Here is a 23,041-nt window from a genome sequence, read left to right as displayed (position 1 = left end):
CCTGCTCGAACAGCACCGCGTCGAGGTCGAGCATGGGCAGGTCCGGTGCGAGGTCCACGTCCACGCGGTGCCGCGCAAGGATCTTGGCGGCCCGGCTCAGCGCCGAGCCCACGATCTCGCTCACGTCGTGCGGGGCGACGTTCGGCGCGACGGCGCCCGATTCCAGCCTCGTCATGTCGAGCAGGTTGGCGATGAAGCGGTTGAGGCGCTCGGCCTCCTCGATCATCGTGCCCACGAGGTCGGCCTTGTCGCGGGCGTCGAGGTCGGCGTCGAGGTCGCGCAGCGTGCTCGCCGCGCCGAGGATGCCCGCGAGCGGCGTCTTCAGGTCGTGCGAGATCGACGTCAGGAGTGCCTGCCGCAGGCGGTCCGTCTCGGCCGAGAGCTTGGCGCGATCGAGATCCTCCACGAGGTGCACCCGCTCGATCGCGAGCGCGCCCTGGTCGGACAGCGCGTCGAACAGCCGGCGCTGGTCGGGCGAGAGCAACGGCCCGGCCTTGTCGCTGTCCAGCCCCACGATGCCCACGATGCCGCGGCCGGTGCGCATCGGCATGAACAGGCGCTTGGCGCCGGGCAGCGTTTCGGCCCCGCGTCCCGCGGCGGTGTCGGTCTCGTAGGCCCAGCGGGCGGCCGCGAGGTCGGCGTCGTCCAGCGTGTCCTCCGGGGGATAGCCTGCGCGCACCGAGATCGTGCCGTTCTCGGGCAGCATGATGACGACGCGCACCTTCAGCATGGAGGCGATCTGGAAGGCGGTCGCCCACAGCACGTCGTCGAGCGTTCCGCACCCGGCGAGCTTGCGGCTGAAGCTGTAGAGCGCCTCCGTGGTGCGGCTGCGCGCCTGGACGGCGAGCGTCTGCACCCGGGCCCGCCCGGCGATGTTCGACACCAGGAACGCCACGAGCGTGAAGAAGAACAACGCCGCGACGTTGGTCGGGTCCGCGATCGTGAAGGTGTAGAGCGGCGGCAGGAAGAAGAAGTTGTAGCACAACGAGGCGGTGACGCTGGCCAGCACCGAGGGGATCAGACCGTAGCGCACCGCGACGCTGACCACCGCGGTAAGAAACACCAGATCGACGTTGACGAGGCCCAAGCTCGGCTCGATCAGGATGGCGAGGCCGAGCGCGGCGCCGACCGCCAGCAGCGCCATCAGATAAGGCCTGACATCGAAGGAGTCGGAGCGCTCCAGCGTCTTCACGGTCTTCTGCGCCAGCGGATCGGCGGCGAGTTCTTCGCCGGCGATGACGTGGACGCTGATATTGCCGGCGCGGCGGATCAGGTCGTGCACCACCGAGCCGCGCAGCAATTCCACCCACAGCGAGCGGGTGGATTTGCCGACCACGATATGGGTGACGTTGTTGCTGCTGGCAAAGCTCATGACATCGTCGGCGACATGGCGGCCGCTGCCGGGAATCGTCATGCCCTCGCCGCCCAGCGCCTCGGCCAGCCGCAAAGTATCGGCCAGCCGGTCGCGCTCGACCTCGGTCAGCCGCTGGCCCTGCCGGGTCTCGACGCAGATCGCGCTCCACGGCGCGTGCAGCCGGTCGGCGAGCCGCCGCGTGTAGCGCACCAGCCCCGCCGAGCGCGCGTCCTCGTTGACGCACACCAGAATCCGTTCGCCGGCCGCCCACGGCCCGGCGATCGCATTGGCCTGCATGTGGCTGAGCAATTGCTCGTCGACCCGCTCGGCGGTGCGGCGCAGCGCCAGTTCGCGCAGCGCGGTGAGGTTGCCCGGCGAGAAATAGTGCTCCAGCGCCCGCTCGGCCTGCTTCGGCACATAGACCTTGCCCTCGCGCAGCCGCTGGATCAGGTCATCCGGGGTGAGGTCGACCAGTTCGATGGCATCGGCGCGGTCGAAGATCGAATCCGGCACGGTCTCGCGGACCCGGACGTGGGTGATCTGCGCCACCACGTCGTTGAGGCTTTCGATGTGCTGGATGTTCACCGCGGTATAGACGTCGATGCCGTGGCTGAGCAGTTCCTCGACGTCGAGATAGCGCTTGGGATGGCGGCTGCCCGGCGCGTTGCTGTGCGCGAGTTCGTCGACCAGCGCCAGTTGCGGGCGGCGCGCGATCAGCGCGTCGAGGTCCATCTCGTCGAGCAGATGATCCTTGTAGGTGAGCCGCCGCCTCGGCATCACCTCGAGCCCCACCAGCAGCGCCTCGGTCTCAACGCGGCCGTGGGTCTCGACCACGCCGACTACAACGTCGACGCCGGCCTTGCGCTTGGCGTGGGCGCTTTGCAGCATCTCGAAGGTCTTGCCGACGCCCGGCGCGGCGCCGACAAAGATCTTCAGCCGGCCGCGGCCGGCATCCTCGCGGCGCGCGGCGTCGAGCAGCGCGTCGGGCGAGGGTCGTTGGTCAGCGTTGCGGCGGTGATCGGCCATGTCGCATTATAGTCCCTGCCCGGCGGGCGGCCTAGCCATCCATCACTTCGCCGCCGCATCGAGCGCCAGATTGAGCGCCAACACGTTGACGCGCGGCTCGCCGAGCAGCCCGGCGAGCCGCCCCGCGGTATGTTCGCTCACCAGCTGCCGCACCCGCGCCTCGGGCAGGCTGCGCGCCTTGGCGACGCGCGGCACCTGGAATAGCGCGGCGTCCGGCGAGATGTCCGGATCGAGCCCGCTCGCCGAGCTGGTGACCAGATCGACCGGCACCGCCGCCGCGGGGTTTTCCGCCTTCAACTTGTCGACGTCGTCCTTGACGCGGTCGATCAGCACCTTGTTGGTCGGGCCGAGATTGGAGCCCGCGGAGTTCGTCGCGTTATACGGCGCCGGCACGGTCTTGCTGGAATCCTCCGGGTCGGCGGCGGTGGTCGCCGAGGGCCGGCCGTGGAAATATTTGTCTTCGGTGAAGGCCTGGCCGATCAGCGCCGAGCCGATCACCTGGCCGTCCTTCTCGATCAGGCTGCCCTGCGCCTGTTTGGGAAAGATCGCGCCGGCGAGGCCGGTCATCGCCAGCGGATAGGCGAGGCCGGTAAGCAGCGTCAGCGCCAGCAGCAAGACGATGGCGGGACGGATTTCTTTCAACATGACAGGTCTCCTCAAACCAGATGCAAAGCGGTGACCGCGAGGTCGATCGCCTTGATGCCGATGAACGGAATGATGATGCCGCCGAGCCCATAGACCAACAGGTTGCGGCGGAGCAGCGCGCCGGCGCCGATCGCGCGGTAGGCGACGCCTTTCAAGGCCAGCGGGATCAGCGCGATGATGATCAGCGCGTTGAAGATGATCGCCGACAGGATGGCGCTCTGCGGGCTGGCCAGATGCATGACGTTGAGCGTCTGCAACTGCGGATAGAAGGCGAGGAAGATCGCCGGGATGATGGCGAAATACTTCGCCACGTCGTTGGCGATCGAGAAGGTGGTCAGCGCGCCGCGGGTCATCAACAGTTGCTTGCCGATCTCCACCACCTCGATCAGCTTGGTCGGGTTGGAATCCAGGTCCACCATGTTACCGGCCTCGCGCGCCGCCTGGGTTCCGGTGTTCATCGCCACCCCGACATCGGCCTGGGCGAGCGCGGGGGCGTCGTTGGTGCCGTCGCCGCACATTGCCACAAGTTTGCCTTTGGATTGTTCGTCGCGGATCAGCTTCAATTTGTCCTCCGGCGTGGCCTGCGCCAGGAAGTCGTCGACCCCGGCTTCGGCGGCGATCGCCGCCGCAGTCATCGGATTGTCGCCGGTGATCATCACGGTGCGAATCCCCATCCGGCGCAATTCGGCGAAGCGCTCGCGAATGCCGCCCTTGACGATGTCCTTGAGGTGCACGACGCCGAGCAGCCGGCCGTCCTTCGCCACCGCGAGCGGGGTGCCGCCGGCTTTGGAGACCTCATCGGCGATCGCGAAGATCTCCCGCGCGTGTTCGGACATCGACGCCACCGCGCGCGCGGCGTTGCCCGAGGCCACCGCACGCGAGCGGCCGCCGCCCTCGACGTGGTTGAGGATCGCATCCACCGCGCCCTTACGCACCCAGGACGCGCCGGCATCGACGCCGCTCATTCGCGTCTGCGCGGTGAACGGAATGAAGCTGGCGTTGAGCTCGGCCATGTCGCGGCTGCGCAGGCCGTGCTTTTCCTTCGCCAGCACCACGATCGAGCGGCCCTCCGGCGTCTCGTCGGCGAGCGAGGCGAGCTGCGCCGCATCGGCCAATTCCAGCTCGCTGACGCCGTGCACCGGACGGAATTCGGTGGCCTCGCGGTTGCCGAGCGTGATGGTGCCGGTCTTGTCGAGCAGCAAGGTGTCGACGTCGCCGGCGGCCTCCACCGCGCGGCCGCTCATCGCCAGCACGTTGAAGCGCACCAGCCGGTCCATGCCGGCGATGCCGATCGCCGACAACAGCGCGCCGATCGTGGTCGGGATCAGCGTGACGAACAGCGCCACCAGCACCACCACCGAGATCGAACCGCCGGCATAGGCGGCGTAGCTCGGGATCGTCACCGTCGCAAAGATGAAGATGATGGTGAGCCCGACCAACAGAATGTTCAGTGCGATCTCGTTCGGCGTCTTCTGCCGCGCCGCGCCTTCGATCAGGCTGATCATGCGGTCGAGAAACGAGGTGCCCTTCGACGCGGTCAGCCGCACCACGATGCGGTCCGAGATCACCAGCGTGCCGCCGGTCACCGCCGAACGGTCGCCGCCGGATTCCCGGATCACCGGCGCGGATTCCCCGGTGATCGCCGCCTCGTTGACCGAGGCCACGCCGCGGATCACTTCGCCGTCGCCGGGAATGATGTCGCCGGCTTCGACCAGCACCAGATCGCCCTGCTCGAGCTGTTCCGCGGCGACGCCTTCGTAGAGCTCGAAGTTGTCCTCGATCAACAGCCGCTTGGCCTTGGTGTTGGAGCGGGTCTGCCGCAACGTGTCGGCCTGCGCCTTACCGCGACCTTCGGCGACCGCCTCGGCGAAGTTGGCGAACAGCACGGTGAACCACAGCCACAGGATGATCTGGAAGGTGAAGCCGAGATCAACGCTGCCCTGCCACACGTTCTTGGCGAAGATCACCGTGGTCAGCGCCGCGACCACTTCCACCACGAACATCACCGGGTTCTTGATCATCATCCGCGGGTCGAGCTTGACGAAGGCCTGAACGATCGACGGCAGCACGATCTTTGGATCGAACATCGCCGAGCGGCTGGCGCGCTTGCTGGTCTTGAGTTTATCCATTGAGGTCACTCCGAATGGGATCGATCAGAACAAGGTGTTTGCGGTCATCGCCAGGTGCTCGACGATCGGGCCGAGCGCCAGCGCCGGAAAGAAGGTGAGACCGCCGATGATCAGGATGACGCCGACCACGAGACCGATGAACAGCCCGCCGGTGGTCGGCAGCGTGCCGGCCGAGGCCGGGATCGATTTCTTCGCCGCCAGCGATCCGGCCAGCGCCATCGCCGGCACGATCATGAAGAAGCGGCCGACGAACATCGAGGTGGCGAGCGTCAGATTGTAGAACAGCGTGTTGCCGCTGAGCCCGCCGAACGCCGAACCGTTGTTGCCGGTCGCCGAGGTGAAGGCGTACAAAACCTCGCTGAAGCCGTGCGGGCCGGGATTGGCGATCGACGCCACCGCGGAGGGCAGCACCACCGCCACCGCGGTCCAGCCGAGATACATCAACGGCAGCACCAGGATCGCCAGCATCGCCATCTTGACCTCGCGGGCCTCGATCTTCTTGCCGACATATTCCGGGGTGCGGCCGACCATTAAGCCTGCGACGAAGATCGCCAGCACCACGAACAACAGCATGCCGTAGAGCCCGGCACCGACGCCGCCGACGATGATCTCGCCGAGCTGCATGTTGATCAGCGGGATCATGCCGCCGAGCGCGGTGAACGAGTCATGCATCGCGTTGACCGCGCCGCAGGAGGCCGCGGTGGTGATCACCGCGAACAGGCTGGAGGCGATGATGCCGAAGCGGACTTCCTTGCCTTCCATATTGCCGCCGGCGAGCCCCAGCGCGTTGAGCCCGGTGGTGCCGATCGCCTCCGCCCAATAGGTGATGGCGACGCCGGCGACGAACAGCACGCCCATCACGCCGAGGATCGCCCAGCCTTGCCGCTCGTTGCCGACCATGCGGCCGAATACGTTGGTGAGGCCGGTGCCGAGCACGAAGATCGACAGCATCTGCACGAAGTTCGACAGCGCGGTCGGATTCTCGAACGGGTGCGCGGCGTTGGCGTTGAAGAAGCCGCCGCCATTGGTGCCGAGCATCTTGATCGCGACCTGCGAGGCCACCGGGCCTAACGCGATGCTCTGCTTGGCGCCTTCCAGCGTGGTGGCGTCGACATAAGCATTCAAGGTCTGCGGGATGCCCTGCCAGACCAGAAACAGCGTGTAGATGACGCAGACCGGCAGCAGCACGTAGAGCGTGCAGCGGGTGACGTCGACCCAGAAATTGCCGATGGTGCGCATCGAGGAACGGGCGAAACCGCGGATCAGCGCCACCGCCAGCGCGATGCCGGTCGCCGCCGAGAGGAAATTCTGGTGCGTCAGGCCGAGCATCTGCGACAGGTAGGACAGCGTGCTCTCGCCGCCGTAATTCTGCCAGTTGGTGTTGGTGAGGAAGCTGATCGCGGTGTTGAACGCGAGATCCGGCGCCACCGCCGACTGATCCTGCGGATTGAACGGCAGCGCCGCCTGCAACCGCAGCACGCCGTAGAGAATGAGAAAACCGCCGACGTGGAACAGCAGCATCGACACCGTATAGGTGAGCCAATGCTGTTCGCGCCTGACGTCGACGCCGCCGAGCCAATACAGCCCGGCCTCGACCGGCCGCAACAGCGGCGACAGCGGCGTCCATTCGCCGCTGAACACCCGCGTCATGTACCAGCCGAGCGGCTTGGCCAGCGCCACCACGATGGTGCAGAATAATGCGATTTGAATCCAGCCGATGATTGTCATGGTGTTCGCCCCTCAGAATCGCTCAGGCCGCAGCAAGGCGTAGGTCAGGTAGATCAACAGCCCGACCGTCACGATGCCGGCGAGTGTGAGATCGAATGTCATTTGTGTGCTCCTCAAAGCCGATCGCAGCCGTAGGCGTAGCCGACCGACAGCGCGAAGAATCCAAGTCCGAGGCCCAGCATGAGAATGTCCAGCATGAGATGCTCCGTTGCGCAGTGGTCCCTGGCCGGCGGATGCGACCCCGGCCGATTGATCAGGTGCGCCTGCCGGCATAGGTTTTCGAGGCGGCAGCGGCAGCGGACTTATAGGAATCTCATAAAGACCCGGCGGCGAGGCCGCCCGGGTGGCGGAGTGTGGACGTGCGGACAGCACACGCCGCAGCAGCCCCATTGGCCCCGTCGCGCGCCGTCTTATTGCGCTTGGCTTGGCGCGGGCGATGGCGTTGAGTGCCCTGCGCCGTCCACTCAAGCCCGGGATTCGACCGATGAAGTGCCTGTGCTGCGCCGACAGACCGTTCGATCAATGCTGCGGGCCGCTGCTCGACGGCAAAAAACCGGCGCCGTCTCCGGAAGCGCTGATGCGGTCGCGCTATGCCGCCTATGTCCGAAAAGACTTCGCCTATATTCTGAACTCAACCGACCCGCAGGTCCGCGACGAGCTCGACCACGACGCCAATCGCGCCTGGATGGACGGCTCGACCTTCACCGGGCTGGATGTCCTCAGCAGTTCGCAACAGGGCAGTCGCGGCGAGGTCGAGTTCATCGCCTGGTTTCGGCAAGGCACCGGCGCCGAGCAGAAGCATCACGAGCGCTCGGAATTTCGCAAACGTCGCGGCCGCTGGTTCTTCCGCGAAGGCCGCATGGTCGCTCCGCGCGGCGGCGGCCAGCCCTGATCGGCATGCCCCTATCGCCCTACTACCAAAGGTCCGAACCGACGTCGCGCCGGCGCCAAATCTGGGGATAACTGGCGGTTTCGTAGACAGCCGTCGTTCTCAGGAGATAATGGCGCTAGCCAGAACTTTTCGGTTCTCGCTGAGTCGGGGCGTATCGTGTCGTTGCAAGTGGCCATTCTGAAGGTTTTGTCGAGCTATCCCAACGGCTGCGCCACCGTGGACAGGCTCAAGGCCGACCTTGCGATTCTCGGCGCCAGCGGCCGCGACTGGACCGACCGGATGAAGCAGATGCTGGCGCGCGCGCCGCAGCTCGACATCTTCGGTCAACGTCTGGTGCTTCGCGATGCGCAGGGCTGGCAGCTCACCGCCGCCGGCCGCCAGATGCTGGCGACCATCGAAACGCCGAGGATCGAAGCGCCGCCCCTGCTCGAGGCCGTCGCCACCCAGGCCGCCGAGCCGTGCGAGACCGCAGCGCGCCCCGCCGCCGCGCCGTGCCATCCGACGCGCGAGCCGAAACGCGAGGGTCGGCCGCAGCGCAATTTCGTGATTATCGAAGGCGGCAAATCGCAGCCGGCGGCGCCGGAGGCTTCCGCCGCATGATCCGGCGGGCCGGGCCGCAGTTGATCCGCCCGGCGCTCACAGTCTGACGGAACAAGCGGTCAATGAAATCGGGCATTCACCGCGTCGTTGCGGGGAGCTCTGGCGACGAAGAAATCCAGCGGCATCGCGTGCGGCCCGTAGATGGATTGGCGTCGAAGCCGGCGCGGCGCGCCGCCCTCGGCTTGCAATAACAAAAGACCCCTGATTTTGCAGGCCGCCGCTCTACCGCGTGAACTGGACGCCCCACATGATCAGCAGCATCGCCGGCACGCTGATCGCACAATAGGTCAGCCATTTCACGAGGCCGCCGGCAATGCCCTGGCGGAACGCCGCGATCAGCCGATAGGTCACGATGATCCACGGCAGAATGACCCCGACAAGGATCGCGTCTACGTACCAACTCATTCTGGTTCCCCTGCGTTACGCGCAACATAGCGACGCGGCGGATCGCTGCCACCCCGGCAATTCGGATGACGGGGCGACGCCTCGCCGCGCGTGCGTGCGCGCCGGTGGCGGTTACGTAAATAGCGCTCGCTCCGAGCACTGATTCACCTCGCCCCGCTTGCTGGGAGAGGTCGACCCGGCGGAGCGCAAGCGAAGCCGGGTCGGGTGAGGGGGCGCCTCTGCATAAAGCAGCGCCCTCTCCCCCGGCGCGACAAGCTTCGCTTGTCACGCCACCCTCTCCCCGCAAGCGGGGCGAGGGGCGATGATGCTCCGCTTCGATCAGCTTCGCCACATGGTCAGCGCCGCACCAGGTCCTCACTTGTGCCGGTGCTTGCGGCCCGGCTTGGTGTCCGGCTTCGCCGGGATCATCACCACATGACCGTAGCGCACCCCGCGCTCGGCGATGATGTGGTCGGCGAAGTGCTGCACGTCGACGCTCGATCCCTTCAGCGCCGTTACTTCCAGGCAACTGTCGCCGTCCAGATGCACGTGCAGCGTGGCCAGCGATAGATCGTGATGGCCGTGAAAATTCTGCACCAGCCGCTTCGACAGATCGCGCGCGGAATGATCATAGACATAGACCAGCGCGCCGACGCATTGGCCGGCCGGCGCCGCCTGTTTGGCGCTTTGCTGCATGCCGGCGCGGGCCAGGTCGCGGATGATCTCGGAGCGGTTCTGATAGCCGCGCTCCTCGGCCGCCGCATCGATCTCGGCCAACAGGTCGTCGTCGATCGTGATTGTAATTCGCTGCATAAGAAAACCATATGATGTTCGGGAATCGGCCGTGTGAGTTTTCGGTTGAAACCTCATACGAAGCGTGATTACGTCAGGTCGAAGCGTTGCCGCCCGGGGTCGGATGGTAGCAGGTCTTCAGCAGAAATTCGTCGCCGGACCGCCTTACTTCGTTATCGTTCATCTCGATCACGCCATCGATTTTGGTTATGACCGCGCAAACGGTGCACCGCAATCCGGCGCCGGTCAACGTGCAAGAGATGTCGCCCGCGACGGCCGTTTTCAGACGCTTTTCGACCTCGCGAACGCCGCGGTGGTCGCGCATCACACGGGCTGGCCATGAGCGAAATCACCGTCGACCTTCTCCCGATCCGCCGGCCGCTGCTGGGCCGGCTGTTCGACGACCAACCGGAGCAGTCCCGCGCCAAGGCCACGGTGATCTATGTGCTGCTGGCGGCGTTCAACATCGCCGCCTGGAGCGCGGCGCTGATCACCTTTCGGGATTATCCGGTGCTGCTCGGCACCGCGCTTCTGGCCTACACCTTCGGCCTGCGCCACGCCGTCGACGCCGACCACATCGCCGCCATCGACAACGTCACCCGCAAATTGATGCAGGGCGGCAAGCGGCCGCTGTCGGTCGGGCTGTTCTTCTCGCTGGGGCATTCCACCGTGGTGGTGGTGGCGTCGATCTTGGTGGCGCTGTTGGTCGGCGCCATTCAGTCCAAATTCGAGGCGTTCAAGGTGTTCGGCGGCGTGATCGGCACCAGCGTCTCGGCGCTGTTTCTGCTGATGGTGGCGGCGGCCAATATCGTGATCCTGGTGTCGGTGATCCGGATGTTCAACGCCGCGCGACGCGGCGAGGACGTCATCGAGGAGGATCTCAATATCCTGTTGTCGCAGCGTGGGCTGCTCGGCCGGCTGTTGCGCTCGCTGTTCAAGATGATCGCGAAGAGCTGGCATATGTACCCGCTCGGGCTGCTGTTCGGGCTCGGCTTCGACACCGCCACCGAGATCGGGCTGTTGGGGATTTCCGCGGCGCAAGGCTCGCAAGGGCTGCCGCTGTGGTCGATCCTGATCTTTCCGGCGCTGTTCACCGCCGGCATGTCGCTGGTCGACACCAGCGACGGCATGCTGATGATCGGCGCCTATGGCTGGGCGTTCGTGAAACCGATCCGCAAGCTTTATTACAACATGACGATCACCTTCGTGTCGGTGGTGGTGGCGGTGTTGATCGGCGGCGTCGAAGGGCTCGGCCTCTTGGGCAGCAAGCTCGGCTTCGAGGGCGGGCCGTGGCCCTGGATCTACGCCATGAACGACAATTTCGGCATGCTGGGTTATGTGATCATCGGCATTTTCGTCGGCTGCTGGCTGGTGTCGGCGATCGTCTACCGCCTGAAGCGCTACGACGAGATCGAAGTCAACATTCGCTGACGCTGCGCAAAGCCGCCGTGCTATCATTGCCGACGCAAGGTTTCCGAGCCTCGGCGACCAACACATCTTAAGAGTGGGACTGGCGCATGGTGCGCATCGGCGTTCTGACCGTCTCCGACCGCGCGGCGCGCGGCGAATATGAGGATCTCGGCGGCCCGGCGGTGGTCGCCTGGCTGAGCCGCGCCATCACCTCGCCCTGGGAAGCAGTCGGTCGCGTCATTCCGGACGGCGTCGACAGCGTCCGCGAGGCGCTGATCGCGCTGTGCGACGTCGACAAGGTCGATCTGGTGCTGACCACCGGCGGCACCGGCCCGTCGCCGCGCGATTGCACGCCGGAGGCCACCGAAGCGGTGATCGAACGGCTGATGCCGGGCTTCGGCGAAGCGATGCGGCTGGCCAGCCTGCAGCACGTGCCGACCGCGATCCTGTCGCGGCAGCTCGCCGGGACGCGCGGCAAGACGCTGATCATCAACCTGCCCGGCAAGCCGGCCTCGATCGCGGTGTGTCTCGAAGCGGTGTTCGCCGCGGTGCCGTATTGTCTCGACCTGATCGGCGCCGGACGGATCGAAACCGACGACAAGGTGATCGCCGCGTTCCGGCCGAAATGACGATGGATCGCGGCGATCGCGATGCGCCGCTTGCTGCCGGCGAATGCATCCGCGTCCGCGGCCTGGTGCAGGGCGTCGGCTTTCGTCCCTTCGTGCACGCGCTGGCGCAGCGGCTGCAGCTTGCGGGCTCGGTGCATAATGATTCCGAAGGCGTGTTGATTCACGCGGCCGGCGAAGCCGCGGCGCTCGAGGCGCTGGTGGCAGCGATCCGCGACCAGCCGCCGACGCTGGCCCATGTCGTCGCGATCGAGCGCGCGCCATGGAGCGCGCCGCCCGGCCTCACGACATTTGCGATCACGCCGTCGCCGGCGTCCGCGCACGGCCGGCACACCGCGGGCGTGGTGCCGGATGCGCGGATCTGCGACGCCTGCGCCGCCGAGATCGATACGCCGGGCGAGCGCCGCCATCGTTATGCGTTTGCCAGTTGCACCTGCTGCGGGCCGCGGTTCTCGATTATCGACGCGATTCCCTACGACCGCCCGAATACGACGATGCGCGACTTCGCGCTGTGCGCGCCGTGCCGCAGCGAATACGGCTCCCCGGCCGACCGCCGCTTCCACGCCCAGCCGATCGCCTGCCCGGTCTGCGGCCCGCAACTGTGGCTGGAGAACGCCGGCGGCGCGCGGGGTGCCGCCGACGATCCGCTCACGGCCGCGGTCGAAGCCTTGCGGCAGGGCCAAATTCTCGCGCTGAAGGGCCTCGGCGGATTTCATCTCGCCTGCGACGCCGGCAACGCCGCCGCGGTCGAGGCGTTGCGGACGCGCAAGCGGCGTCCGGCCAAACCGTTTGCACTGATGGCGCCGGATCTCGACGGCATCCAAAAGTTTTGCCGGGTCGACGCGCGCGAGGCCGCGCTGCTTTTGAGCCCGGCGGCGCCGATCGTGCTGCTGGCGTGGCACCAGCGCGAGGGCCTCGCCGCCGCGGTGGCGCCGAACCAGGCGCTGCTCGGCTTCATGCTGCCGACCACGCCGCTGCATCATCTGCTGCTCAAGGAATTCGGCGGCGCGCTGGTGATGACCAGCGGCAACGTCTCCGGCGAGCCGCAGGTGATCGACAACGCCTACGCGCAGCGAAAGCTCGGCGGCTTCGCCGATCTGTTCGTGATGCACGATCGGCGGATCGCACGGCGGCTCGACGATTCGGTGGCGCGCGTGATCGGCAGCGAAACCCGGCTGTTGCGCCACGCCCGCGGCTACGCGCCGGCGCCGCGTTCCTTGCCGCCGGGCTTTGCCGCAGCAAAGCCCGTGCTTGCGCTGGGCGGCGAAATGAAGGGCGCGATCTGCTTGTTGCGCGACAACGAGGCGCTGCTGTCGCATCACCTCGGCGACCTCGAGGAGCCGCTGACCTATCGCGAATTCGTCCGCGCCATCGACGACTACGCGCAGCTGTTCGATCATCGCCCTCGCCTGCTCGCCGCCGATCTGCATCCGGCCTATCGCAGCTCAGCCTTTGCCGAGCAGGCCGCTGCCGAGCGCGCGCTGCCGCTGATCCGCGTGCAGCATCATCACGCCCATATCGCCGCGGCGATGGCCGAGCGGGGCTGGCCGCGCGACGGCGGCAGCATCGTCGGCATCGCGCTCGACGGCATCGGCTATGGTGCCGACGGCACGGTGTGGGGCGGCGAGATTCTGCTGTGCGATTACTCCGACTTCACCCGGATGGCGCGGCTGCGGCCGGTGCCGCTGCCCGGCGGGGCGCGCGCGGTGACGCAGCCGTGGCGCAATCTGCTGGCGCAGCTCGATGCCGCGTTCGGCCCTGACGGCACCGCGGCCTACCTGCCGGCCGTGCCGGGCGGCGCGATGCTGGCCGCGCAGCAACTCAACGTGCTGCGCCAGGCGATGGCGCGCGGCCTCAATGCGCCGCTGTCGTCGTCCTGCGGCCGGCTGTTCGACGCGGTCGCCGCGGCGCTTGGGCTGTCGCCGGCGCAATTGAGCTTCGAGGGCGAAGCCGCGATGGCGCTGGAGGCGCTGGCGAGCGCGAGCGCCGACACCGCGCGCTATTCCTTCGGCATCGACACTTCGACGACGCCGTGGAGTATCGACCCGGCGCCGATGTGGCGCGCGCTGTTGGACGATCTCCGCGAGGGCGTGCCGCTCGCCGATATCGCCGCGCGATTTCATTTCGGGCTCGCGGAAATATTCTGCGATGCGGCGATCAAAATCGCCAAGGCCCACGACGCGCAGGCGATCGCGCTCGGCGGCGGCGTGTTCCAGAACGGCTTGTTACTTCAGGCTTGCCTGAACCGGCTGCAAGACTGTGCACTGCCGGTGCTGTCGCCGGCGCAAATCCCCGCCAATGACGGCGGGCTGGCCTATGGCCAGGCGATCATCGCCGCGGCGCGGGCGCTGGTGTAGCGCGTCAGGCGCGGGCGATCAATTGAGTTCGTCATTCCGGGGCACGAGCGGCGCGAGCCGCGAGTGAACCCGGAATCTCGCAACAAGTCCGGCCTCTGATATCCGCAGCGAGATTCCGGGTTCGCTCGCCCAAGGGCTCGCGCCCCGGAATGACGGCCCTCCTTGACGAGCCGAGGTCGCTCGACCACGCGCCCCAGTTCAACAGATCCGCGGCACCAGTTAGCAGATCCGCGGCAATTGATCGCCGATCATCAGATCGACCAGCCGTTCGCTGCCGAACCGCGTGCGCATCACCACGTCGCCCGACGGCCCCGCGGTGATCTCGCCGATCGCGCAAGCATCCGTGCCGCCGGCACACGCCCGCCACGCCGCCAGCGCGGCGTCGGCTTGATCCGCCGGCACCACCGCGACCAAGGTGCCTTCGTTGGCGAGATACAACGGATCGAGGCCGAGGATTTCGCAGACGCCGTCGACCTCCGGCCGCACCGGAATCTTCGCCTCGTCGATCGCCACGCCGATCTTGGCGGCGGCGGCGATTTCGTTCAGCACCGCGGCGACGCCGCCGCGCGTCGCGTCGCGGGCGCAACGCGTGCCCGGCGCGGCATCGAGCAGCGCGCTCATCAGGCCGTTGAGCGGCCGGCAATCGCTGACCAACTTAGTTTCCAGCGCGAGATCGCCGCGCGCGGCCATCACCGCGGCGCCGTGATCGCCGATCGGGCCGTTGACCAGCACCACGTCGCCCGGCCGCACATTCACCGCGGCGAGGTCGCGGCCCGGCGGAAACACCCCGACGCCCGCGGTGGTGATGAACAAGCCGTCTGCCGCACCGCGCTCCACCACCTTAGTGTCGCCGGTGACGATCATCACCCCGGCTTCGGCGGCAGCCGCGCGCATCGAGGCGACGATGCGGCGCAGCCGTTCGAACTCAAACCCTTCCTCGATCACCACGGCGCAGGACAGCCACAACGGCGTGGCGCCGCCGACCGCGAGATCGTTCACCGTACCGCACACCGCGAGCTTGCCGATATCGCCGCCGGGAAATTCCAAAGGCCGCACCACGAAGCCGTCGGTGGTGAACGCCAGCCGCGCGCAGGGCACCGACAGCGCGCCGAGCTCGAGCCGGGCCTGATCTTCCATCACGCCGAGAATCGGATTGTCGAACGCCGGCATGAACACTTCGGCGACGAGATCGCGCATCGCCTTGCCGCCGCCGCCATGCGCCAGCGTGACGACGCTTCCGATCAACTTGCTCATGCCGAAGCCTCCGCCGGAGCGGCGCGCCGCCCGGCATATTGCCAATAGGCCGCGCAGGAGCCTTCCGACGACACCATCAGCGCGCCGACCGGCGTCTCCGGTCGGCACACCGTGCCGAACAGCGGACAATCCGGCGGCTTCACCGCGCCCTTCACCACTTCGCCGCAGCGGCAATCGGCGAGTTCGGGCGCGGTCACAGCCCGCGTGCCGCCATAACCGACGCCGAATTTCTGCTCGGCATCGAACGCGGCATAGCGGGCGCGAATCTTCATGCCGGACCATTCGATCTCGCCGAGGCCGCGCCACTCGAAGCTGGCGCGCGGCTCGAACACCGCGTCGATCGCCGCCAGCGCCTGCGGGTTGCCGGCCTTGCGCACCACCCGCGCATATTGGTTCTCGACTTCGGCACGGCCTTCGACCAGTTGCGTCAGCACCATCGCCACCGATTGCAACAGATCGACCGGCTCGAAGCCCGCGACCACCACCGGGCGGTGAAATTGCTCGGCGATAAAATCATACGGCTCCAGCCCGATCACCATGCTGACATGGCCGGGGCCGACGAAGCCGTGGATCTGCATCATCGGGTCCTGCAGCAGCACGCGCAGCGGCTGCGGCACCGTGATGTGATTGCAGAACAGCGAAAAGTTCTTGATGCCCTCGCGCTCGGCCTGCAGCAGCGTCAGCGCGGTCGCCGGCATCGTGGTCTCGAAACCGAGCGCGAAGAACACCACCTCGCGCTCCGGCATCTTGCGCGCCAGCGCCAGCGCATCGAGCGGCGAATAGACGATGCGCACGTCGGCGCCCTTGGCCTTGGCGACCAGCAGCGAGCCCTGGGTGCCGGGCACCCGCATCGCGTCGCCGAACGTCGCCAGCACCACACCGGGGCGGCTGGCGATCTCGATGCATTCGTCGATCCGCGCCTGCGGCAGCACGCAGACCGGGCAGCCCGGCCCGTGCACGAATTCGATACCCTGATCGATCAGGCGGTCGAGACCGTGGCGGAAAATCGTGTGGGTGTGACCGCCGCAGATCTCCATGATCGAGACCGGCTTGTCGTGGGTGGCGCCGAGCGCGGCGGCGAGCCTGGCGATCCGCGCCAATTCGGCGCGCGCATGCGCCGGATCGCGAAATTCGTCGGCGTAGTTCCTGGGCGCTGTCGCGGTCATTGCGGCGCCATCACGGCGAGCTCTTCTTCCACGGCGCCGGTGGCGTCGAGCAGCTCGAGCGTGATCCGCGCCTCCTCCTCGTCGATCCGCGACACCGCGAAGCCGACATGCAGCAGCACCCAGCGTCCGATCAGCGCCTCGATCGGCTCGCCGGGCTCGCTGACCAGCATGACGTTGATCTCGCGGCGCACGCCTTTGACCTCGGCGAGCGCCAGCATCTTGTCCGGATCGGTGACGGCGATGATTTGTACGGGAATGCCGAGGCACATGATGCGTCCGTCCTATGTTGCCAATCGTGATGTCAGCCAAGCCACCCAGGCGTCCATGCCTTCGCCGCTACGCGCCGACAGCACCAGCACCTCGACCGCGGGATTGACCCTGCGGGCGTTGGCGGTGAGCACCGCGATATCGGAATCGACGTAAGGCAACAGATCGATCTTGTTCACCAGCACGAGCCGCGCGGCGGCGAACATGTCGGGATATTTCAGCGGCTTGTCGTCGCCCTCGGTAACCGAGACGATGGCGACCTTGGCCGCCTCGCCGAGGTCGAACGCCGCGGGACAAACCAGATTACCGACATTTTCGATGAACAACACCCCGCCGCGGGCCAGATCGAGCTGATCGCAGGCGTGGCCGACCATATGCGCGTCGAGATGGCAGCCCTTGCCGGTGTTGATCTGCACCGCCGGCGCGCCGGCCTTGCGAATCCGGTCGGCATCGTTGCTGGTCTGCTGATCGCCTTCGATGACGCCGACCGGCACCGTGCCGCCGAGCGCTTCGATGGTGCGGGTCAACAGCGTGGTCTTGCCGGAGCCCGGGCTCGACACCAGGTTCAGCGCCAGCACGCCGGCCGCGGCAAAGCGGGCGCGGTTGCGCGCCGCCATGCGATCGTTCTCGGCAAGAATATCGCGCTCCAGCACGATGGTCCGCGAGGTCGTGCCGGCTGCTGCGGGCGTCGACGCCGCCGCATGATGGTGGTGATGATCGTGATGGTGGCCGTCATGCGCGTGATCGTGGGCGTGGCCGTGTTCGTCGCCATGGTCGTGAGCGTGGTCATGCGCATGATCGTGGTCGTGCGAATGCCCGTGGGCATCGATGCCTTCGATCGTCGCTTCGGCTCCGCCGCATCCGCAGGTGGTACACATCACGTCGTCTCCATTCGGGTTTGCACCGCCGCTCAGGCCATCGCGGTCAGCACGGGGACGAGCTGGCGGGCTTCGTGAACCAGCGCCGCCGTCAGCGGCGGAACCGGGTCACGCTTGGGATACAGCAAGCCGACCAGCGCGCTGACCTCCGGTGCGACGATCGGAATCGAAACCAGCTCCGGAGGCACCGACCAATCATCCGCCATGATTCGCGGCGTCACCGTGGCCAGCCGTCCGGCGCGCAAGTGCGCGATCCGCACCATGAAATCGTTGGATTCCATCACCGGATGAATCGAGACGCCGACCTCCTTGAAGATCCGGTCGTAGATCCGGCGGTTCTGCATATCGGCCGCGGGAAGGCACAACGGCAGCGTCGACACTTCTTCCCAGGTCACGGTCGGGCGGTCCATCATCGGCATGTCGCGGGAGGCGATCAGGCAGTAGCGCTCGTGATACAGCGGCACCTCGGCATTGCGGCCGACGGATTCCTGATCGAAATAGGTGATGCCGATATCGGTCTCGAGATTTTCCAGCCGCGCCAGGATCTCGGCGGAATTGCACGACGAGATCGAGACATGCACGCCGGGATGGCGCGCCCAATAGGACTCGGTCAGCCGCGACAGGATCGGCAGCGAGGTCGGAATCGCGGCGATCCGCAGATGGCCGGTGTGGCCCTGCTTCATCGATTCGATTTCGGCGGTCATCGCGCGAAAATCACCGACGATGCTGCGCGCCCAATCCAACACCCGCTCGCCTTCCGGCGTAAAACCCATGAAGCGCGCGCCGCGATCGACCAGGATCACACCGAATTGAAGTTCAAGCTGCTTGATCGCCGCCGAAAGGTTGGGCTGCGACACGCCGCAGACCTGGGCCGCGCGGCCGAAATGTTTCTCGCGTCCAAGCGCCAGAAGATATTCGAACTTCTCGTACATGCTACAAAGACCTTCGGAACATCACGAGCCGGCATCCGGGAGCGGGCGTCGCTCGGCGTCGACCCCGGGCACCGCCGCGACATCCGTCGTGGATGCATAAAAATCATCGAGATCGATGGCGTCCGTGCCGCCTCGCAGCGCCGCGAACACCTGCTGGCGCGATCGCGCCTCGGCCTCGTCGATCAGCGAAATGGCGAAGCCGGCATGGATCAGCACGAAGGCTCCGACCAACCGGCTGACCGGCTGCTCCGGCGTCACGAGCAACGCGGCTGAGACGATTTCCGGCGCCGTTCCGTCGTCGGCCGTCACCGAGACTTGCATCAGCGCGAAGTCGACGACGGCCACAACCTTACACGGGACAGCGATGCACATGGGCGACGATCAGTTCATGGCGTAAAGATTTCCCTGATCATCCGCATCAAGTCATTCGAACGCTGAGATGAAGGGCAGGTAAATCCTGGTTGCAGATTTCTGCGATGCAACGATTGCGAGGCATTTTCCGGGTACGAGACATAGTCGCAATTTCCAGCAACATCGATGCTCGTACGAATACTTGTCGCTCGTCTTTAGACTTGATCCAAATCAAGAAGTCCAAAGAATAGCAACCACTTCGCGCTAGTGCTCGGCGATGCGATGCGCCGCCGCATAGACATTCTGGCCATCCTCGCGAGCCAGCGCGACGAGGGTCAGTCCGGCGGCCGCGGCCGTTCGCACAGCGAGCCCGGTCGGCGCGGAAATCGCCACAATCGCCGGCATCGACGCCATCAACGCCTTCTGCACCATCTCGTAGGAACACCGGCTGGTGATAAGGCAGAAGCCAGCGCCAAGATCGGTGCCCTGCCGCATCGCCGCGCCGATCAATTTATCCAGTGCGTTGTGCCGGCCGACGTCTTCGCGCACCAGCACGATATCGCCCGCGCTTGCCACCCAGGCGGCGGCGTGCGCGGCGCGGGTCAGCCGATGCAACTCCTGGTGGCCTCCGAGCGCCGCCAGGGCGCGTCGTATCGCGGCTTGCGTGAAGCTCTGCCCGGCAGGAGCGCGCGGAGTGTCGGCGCGGGTGTCGGCAACGTCCTCGACGCCGCACAGACCGCAACTGGTGTGTCCGCGCAGATTGCGCGTGCGCCGGCGCGACAGAAAATCCTGGAACCGCTCCGGCGCCAATACGAGATTGAGTTCGACGCCGTCGCAGGTCTGCTGCTGGGTGATCTCGCGAACCTCCGCCGCCGACTTGACAATGCCTTCGGTCACCGAAAAACCGATCGCGAAGTCCTCAAGATCGGCCGGCGACGCCATCATCACGGCATGCGGGATGCCGCTATACAGCACCCCGACCGGCACCTCCTCGGCGACCATCGCCGTAGCCTTGCCGCGACCGAGCGGCTGCACCGCGACCTCGCAGGCGCTGCGCAACGTGTCCTGTGACGCCAGCGGCTCGTTTCCCGATTTGTCCAACATGGCGATCTCCCAACCGGCGCCGGCCGTTACGGCGCGCCACGGAATGCATCAGCGGAAATCCCGCGCTGATGCGAGGCGGGTCGATCCCCGAGTTGGCGCACCTCGATGGCGCAACCGACGCAGGGATCGTAGAGCGATGCCAGTCGTGCGATCGATGCGCGCGCCGCATCGTGATCGTCACCGACCCGAAAGTGATTCAACGCGGCGGCAAACGGACCGTCGGCTGCGAAATTCCATTCGGTCGGCGCCAGGATCAAGTAGCGCTGCACCGCCCCTTGCGGGTCGAGCCGCACCAGATGATGCAGCCGGCCGCGCGGCGTCTCCACCGCGCAAAACCCGACGCGCGGGCCAAGCCCCGCCGTCGATAGCCATTCCGCGGGATCCGGCGGTTGCGTGCCGGCGATCAGATCGGCGGCCTCCGCCACCTCGGCCAGCCGCGCGCAGAGCCGTTCGGCGGGCGAGGCCGCGCGCAGCCCGCGCAACGCCGCGCGCGCCGCCGGTCCGGTTTCCGGCCGCCGCCCCGGCAGCCACGGCGCCGCGGCGAAGCTCTCTTCCTGATCGTCGAGCGCGGCCAGCAACTGCTCATCGTCGCCCGCCGTGAGAACGTCGAAGGCCGGCTGCGCGATGGCGTCGTTGCCGGCGGCGATCAACAGCCGCTCGACCCAGCAGCCGGAAGCGGATTTCGGCCGATCGCGGGTCGCCATGCCGAGCGCGGTGACGGCGTCGAGCAGAACCTCGCCATTGACGTGCGAGCCCTTGGCTGCCGTCAATGCCGCCGCCAGCGCCGCGGCTTCCGGGGCTGTCAGCCGCACCCGGTTGCCCCAGTCGATGAATGTCGCCTGCAGATGCGCAACGATGCGTTCGGCGGCGAGCATGCGCAGCGCGGTGGCCGGCGACGGCGCCTGCATCGCCGCACCCGCCATAACCAGCGCGTTGATCGCGGCGAGCCAATGCGAGGTGCCGCACAACGCAAACAGCCGGCGCGCCAGATCGGGGATCGCCGACGGCGGATGCCGCGCGATCGCCGCCGCGAGGCCGCGCGGACGATCGCTGCGCACCGTGCGCGCGACCACCCGTCCGTCTGCCACGTCGGCGGTGATGCGGACTAAACCGGGCTGCGGCGCGTGGGGCACGATCAGCCGCCCGTCACGTTCATGCTGCGCTTGACCGACACCGGCGCGCGGCGGGCGGCGGCGAAATCATGGCCGCTCGGCTTATGCGCCACCGCGGCATGGATCGCGTCGATCAGCGGCGCCTGGCTCTCGCTGGTGCGCAGCGCCGCGCGCAGATCGACGCCTTCGACATGGCCGAGACAGGGCACCAATTGCCCGGTCGAGGTGATGCGGACCCGGTTGCAGGATTCGCAAAAGCCGCGGCTCATCGGCGTGATGAAGCCGACCCGGCCGCCGGTCTCAGCCACCCGGACGTAGCGCGCCGGTCCGCTGGAGCGATCCAGCAGATCGGTCAGCGTGAAGCGGCCCTCAAGGTCGGCACGGACCTTCTTCAGCGATACGAACGAGGCCGGCCGCTTGCCGGCGTAGAGCCCCATCGGCATCACTTCGATCAGCGTCAGATCCATCTTGCGGGCATGGGCGTAGTCGATCAGCGAGGGAATCGCGGTTTCGTTGACCCCGGCCTGCACCACGGTGTTGAGCTTCACCGGCAAGCCGGCAGTGCGCGCCGCCTCGATGCCGTCGAGCACCACATTGACGTCGCCGCCCAGCGTGATCGACTTGAAGTCGACAGGATCGAGCGTGTCGACCGAGACGTTGATGCGGGTCAGCCCGGCATCGGCGAGTTCGCCGGCATAGCGGCCGAGCAGCGCGCCGTTGGTGGTCATGGTGATTTCGTCGAGCGCGCCCGACTTGAGGTGCCGCGACAGCGCGCGCACGAAGGACATCAGGTTGCGGCGGACCAGCGGCTCGCCGCCGGTGAGCCGGATGCGGCGCACGCCGCATTCCACGAACGCCGAGCACAGCCGGTCCAATTCGTCGAGCGTCAGCAGCTCGGCGCGCGGCGCAAACACCGGATGGGCGCCGAGGCAATAGCTGCAACGGAAATTACAACGATCGGTCACCGAGACCCGCAGCCGGTCGATGTGGCGACCGTGCGGGTCGATCAGCGTGCCTTGGGCAGAAATTGGATGACCGACGGACATGGGAATTCCTCGGAAGTATTGAAATCTTGTGAGTCCCCGTCCGTGGCCGACGCTGCCGGTCACGGACGGTCGTGCTTATGGTTACTCGGCCGCGACGGTGCGCTTGCCGTTGGCCGGCTTGGTGACCGGCAGCGGCGTCAAGCCGCCGAGACCCTTGCGGTAGATCGCCCAATAGATCAGGCCGACGAAGCCGGCGCCGCCGACGATGTTGCCGAGCGTCGCGGGGATGATGTTGTGCATGATGTTGAACAGCGTGATCACAGAGACGTCCAGCCCGGCCGGAACGTGACCCGTCTCGGCCAGCAACCAGGCCATCGGCAGGAAGAACATGTTGGCCACGCAGTGCTCAAAACCGGCGGCAACAAAGCAGGCCACCGGCAGCACCATGCCGGCCATCTTGTCGGCGACCGAGCGGCTGGCATAGGCGAGCCAGACGCCGAGGCAGACCAGCAGGTTGCACAGGATGCCCTTGAAGAAGATGGTGACCGCATCGGGCGACATCTTGCCGATCGCGAGCTTCAGCATCGCCGTGCCGGTGCCGCCATTGTTGAGGTCGGCGAAATGCGCCATGTACAACAGGAACACGAGGCCGAGCGCGCCGACCAGATTGCCGACCCAGACCACGATCCAGTTGCGGATCACTTCGCCGGTGCGGATCTGGCCGTTCCACCAGGCCATCACGATCAGGCAGTTGCCGGTGAACAGTTCGGCGCCGCCGATCATCACCAGCGCGAGGCCGAGCGAGAACACCACGCCGCCGAGCACCCGCTGGATCGCAAAGCCGAGCGTCGCATCGGCCAGCACGATGACGAAGAACATGCCGCCGAGACCAATCGAGCCGCCCGCGATAATCGAGAGCATGAACTCGGGCAGGAACGGCATCCGTGCCTTCTTGACCCCGAGCTTTTCGACCTTGTCTTGAATTTCGGCTGGAGAGTAGGCGTCTGAGCCCAATATTGCGTTATCAGCCACGGCGAGTCTCCTTCTA

Annotated in this window: 23 protein-coding genes; 6 read left to right on the top strand and 17 right to left on the bottom strand. The window is 66.7% G+C overall.

Annotation, left to right across the window (positions count from 1 at the left end):
* From VGC77_RS05285 to VGC77_RS05265, 5 genes are all read right to left on the bottom strand, one after another.
* Nucleotides 1-2,380 (bottom strand): sensor histidine kinase KdpD (locus VGC77_RS05285; protein WP_331170523.1); only part of this gene is annotated, 2,380 nt, incomplete at its 3' end.
* 42 nt (nt 2,381-2,422) lie between these two features.
* Nucleotides 2,423-3,025: a K(+)-transporting ATPase subunit C gene (locus VGC77_RS05280; protein WP_331170522.1), complete on the bottom strand. Its 603-nt coding sequence runs from the start codon at nt 3,023-3,025 to the stop codon at nt 2,423-2,425.
* Between the two features lie 11 nt (nt 3,026-3,036).
* The gene (kdpB, locus tag VGC77_RS05275) at nt 3,037-5,154 is read right to left on the bottom strand and encodes a potassium-transporting ATPase subunit KdpB (RefSeq protein WP_331170521.1); all 2,118 of its coding nucleotides are present in this window, start codon (nt 5,152-5,154) and stop codon (nt 3,037-3,039) included.
* A gap of 24 nt (nt 5,155-5,178) precedes the next feature.
* The gene (gene kdpA / locus VGC77_RS05270; RefSeq protein WP_331170520.1) at nt 5,179-6,882 is read right to left on the bottom strand and encodes a potassium-transporting ATPase subunit KdpA; all 1,704 of its coding nucleotides are present in this window, start codon (nt 6,880-6,882) and stop codon (nt 5,179-5,181) included.
* Nucleotides 6,883-6,894: 12 nt separating this feature from the next.
* On the bottom strand, nt 6,895-6,984 hold the full coding sequence (locus tag VGC77_RS05265; RefSeq protein ID WP_080507376.1) for a K(+)-transporting ATPase subunit F: 90 nt from the start codon (nt 6,982-6,984) through the stop codon (nt 6,895-6,897).
* A 382-nt stretch (nt 6,985-7,366) separates the two neighbouring features.
* Between VGC77_RS05265 and VGC77_RS05260 the strand changes: the two genes are divergently transcribed.
* Nucleotides 7,367-7,774 carry a YchJ family protein gene (locus tag VGC77_RS05260; protein ID WP_331170519.1) on the top strand — a complete coding sequence of 136 codons (408 nt, stop codon included), beginning with the start codon at nt 7,367-7,369 and terminating at the stop codon, nt 7,772-7,774.
* Between the two features lie 156 nt (nt 7,775-7,930).
* Nucleotides 7,931-8,374, top strand: a complete 444-nt coding sequence (locus tag VGC77_RS05255; protein ID WP_331170518.1) for a hypothetical protein — start codon at nt 7,931-7,933, stop codon at nt 8,372-8,374.
* Nucleotides 8,375-8,596: 222 nt separating this feature from the next.
* Here VGC77_RS05255 and VGC77_RS05250 read toward each other — a convergent pair whose 3' ends face one another.
* Both VGC77_RS05250 and nikR read right to left on the bottom strand, forming a co-directional pair.
* Nucleotides 8,597-8,779: a hypothetical protein gene (locus VGC77_RS05250; RefSeq protein ID WP_331170517.1), complete on the bottom strand. Its 183-nt coding sequence runs from the start codon at nt 8,777-8,779 to the stop codon at nt 8,597-8,599.
* 354 nt (nt 8,780-9,133) lie between these two features.
* Nucleotides 9,134-9,571, bottom strand: a complete 438-nt coding sequence (gene nikR / locus VGC77_RS05245) for a nickel-responsive transcriptional regulator NikR (RefSeq protein WP_331170516.1) — start codon at nt 9,569-9,571, stop codon at nt 9,134-9,136.
* Between the two features lie 103 nt (nt 9,572-9,674).
* Here nikR and VGC77_RS05240 point away from each other — a divergent pair, with 103 nt between their 5' ends.
* The 4 genes from VGC77_RS05240 (at nt 9,675) to hypF (ending at nt 13,943) form a co-directional block, all read left to right on the top strand.
* Entirely contained in the window at nt 9,675-9,893 is a 219-nt protein-coding gene (locus VGC77_RS05240; protein ID WP_331170515.1) for a hypothetical protein, read from the top strand.
* A complete protein-coding gene (locus VGC77_RS05235) occupies nt 9,890-10,981 on the top strand; it encodes a HoxN/HupN/NixA family nickel/cobalt transporter (protein WP_331170514.1) in 1,092 nt (363 codons plus the stop codon). Before VGC77_RS05240 ends, VGC77_RS05235 begins: the two co-directional genes overlap by 4 nt.
* An 89-nt stretch (nt 10,982-11,070) precedes the next feature.
* Nucleotides 11,071-11,589 carry a molybdopterin adenylyltransferase gene (mog, locus tag VGC77_RS05230; RefSeq protein WP_331170526.1) on the top strand — a complete coding sequence of 173 codons (519 nt, stop codon included), beginning with the start codon at nt 11,071-11,073 and terminating at the stop codon, nt 11,587-11,589.
* 2 nt (nt 11,590-11,591) lie between these two features.
* A complete protein-coding gene (hypF, locus tag VGC77_RS05225) occupies nt 11,592-13,943 on the top strand; it encodes a carbamoyltransferase HypF (protein WP_331170513.1) in 2,352 nt (783 codons plus the stop codon).
* A gap of 219 nt (nt 13,944-14,162) precedes the next feature.
* Here hypF and hypE read toward each other — a convergent pair whose 3' ends face one another.
* The 10 genes from hypE to VGC77_RS05175 form a co-directional block, all read right to left on the bottom strand.
* Complete coding sequence (gene hypE, locus VGC77_RS05220) at nt 14,163-15,197, bottom strand: hydrogenase expression/formation protein HypE (RefSeq protein ID WP_331170512.1); 1,035 nt, start codon at nt 15,195-15,197, stop codon at nt 14,163-14,165.
* On the bottom strand, nt 15,194-16,363 hold the full coding sequence (gene hypD, locus VGC77_RS05215) for a hydrogenase formation protein HypD (protein WP_331170511.1): 1,170 nt from the start codon (nt 16,361-16,363) through the stop codon (nt 15,194-15,196). The genes hypE and hypD overlap by 4 nt, the downstream gene beginning before the upstream one ends.
* The gene (locus VGC77_RS05210) at nt 16,360-16,632 is read right to left on the bottom strand and encodes a HypC/HybG/HupF family hydrogenase formation chaperone (RefSeq protein WP_331170510.1); all 273 of its coding nucleotides are present in this window, start codon (nt 16,630-16,632) and stop codon (nt 16,360-16,362) included. Before VGC77_RS05210 ends, hypD begins: the two co-directional genes overlap by 4 nt.
* A gap of 12 nt (nt 16,633-16,644) precedes the next feature.
* A complete protein-coding gene (gene hypB / locus VGC77_RS05205; protein ID WP_331170509.1) occupies nt 16,645-17,508 on the bottom strand; it encodes a hydrogenase nickel incorporation protein HypB in 864 nt (287 codons plus the stop codon).
* 32 nt (nt 17,509-17,540) lie between these two features.
* Nucleotides 17,541-18,440: a LysR family transcriptional regulator gene (locus tag VGC77_RS05200; protein WP_331170508.1), complete on the bottom strand. Its 900-nt coding sequence runs from the start codon at nt 18,438-18,440 to the stop codon at nt 17,541-17,543.
* A 21-nt stretch (nt 18,441-18,461) separates the two neighbouring features.
* Nucleotides 18,462-18,812, bottom strand: a complete 351-nt coding sequence (locus VGC77_RS05195) for a HypC/HybG/HupF family hydrogenase formation chaperone (protein WP_331170507.1) — start codon at nt 18,810-18,812, stop codon at nt 18,462-18,464.
* Between the two features lie 243 nt (nt 18,813-19,055).
* A complete protein-coding gene (fdhD, locus tag VGC77_RS05190) occupies nt 19,056-19,895 on the bottom strand; it encodes a formate dehydrogenase accessory sulfurtransferase FdhD (protein WP_331170506.1) in 840 nt (279 codons plus the stop codon).
* A 26-nt stretch (nt 19,896-19,921) separates the two neighbouring features.
* Nucleotides 19,922-21,028 (bottom strand): nickel-dependent hydrogenase large subunit, encoded by a 1,107-nt coding sequence (locus VGC77_RS05185; RefSeq protein WP_331170505.1) that lies wholly within the window; start codon nt 21,026-21,028, stop codon nt 19,922-19,924.
* A 2-nt stretch (nt 21,029-21,030) separates the two neighbouring features.
* Nucleotides 21,031-22,053: a GTP 3',8-cyclase MoaA gene (gene moaA / locus VGC77_RS05180; protein WP_331170504.1), complete on the bottom strand. Its 1,023-nt coding sequence runs from the start codon at nt 22,051-22,053 to the stop codon at nt 21,031-21,033.
* Nucleotides 22,054-22,134: 81 nt separating this feature from the next.
* A complete protein-coding gene (locus tag VGC77_RS05175) occupies nt 22,135-23,025 on the bottom strand; it encodes a formate/nitrite transporter family protein (protein ID WP_331170503.1) in 891 nt (296 codons plus the stop codon).
* Nucleotides 23,026-23,041 lie beyond the last annotated feature (16 nt).

This window comes from Rhodopseudomonas sp. (assembly GCF_036404135.1).
Taxonomy (GTDB): domain Bacteria; phylum Pseudomonadota; class Alphaproteobacteria; order Rhizobiales; family Xanthobacteraceae; genus Rhodopseudomonas_A.
Note: the sequence above shows the minus strand (reverse complement) of the source record. Positions and strands in the feature narration are given on the sequence as shown.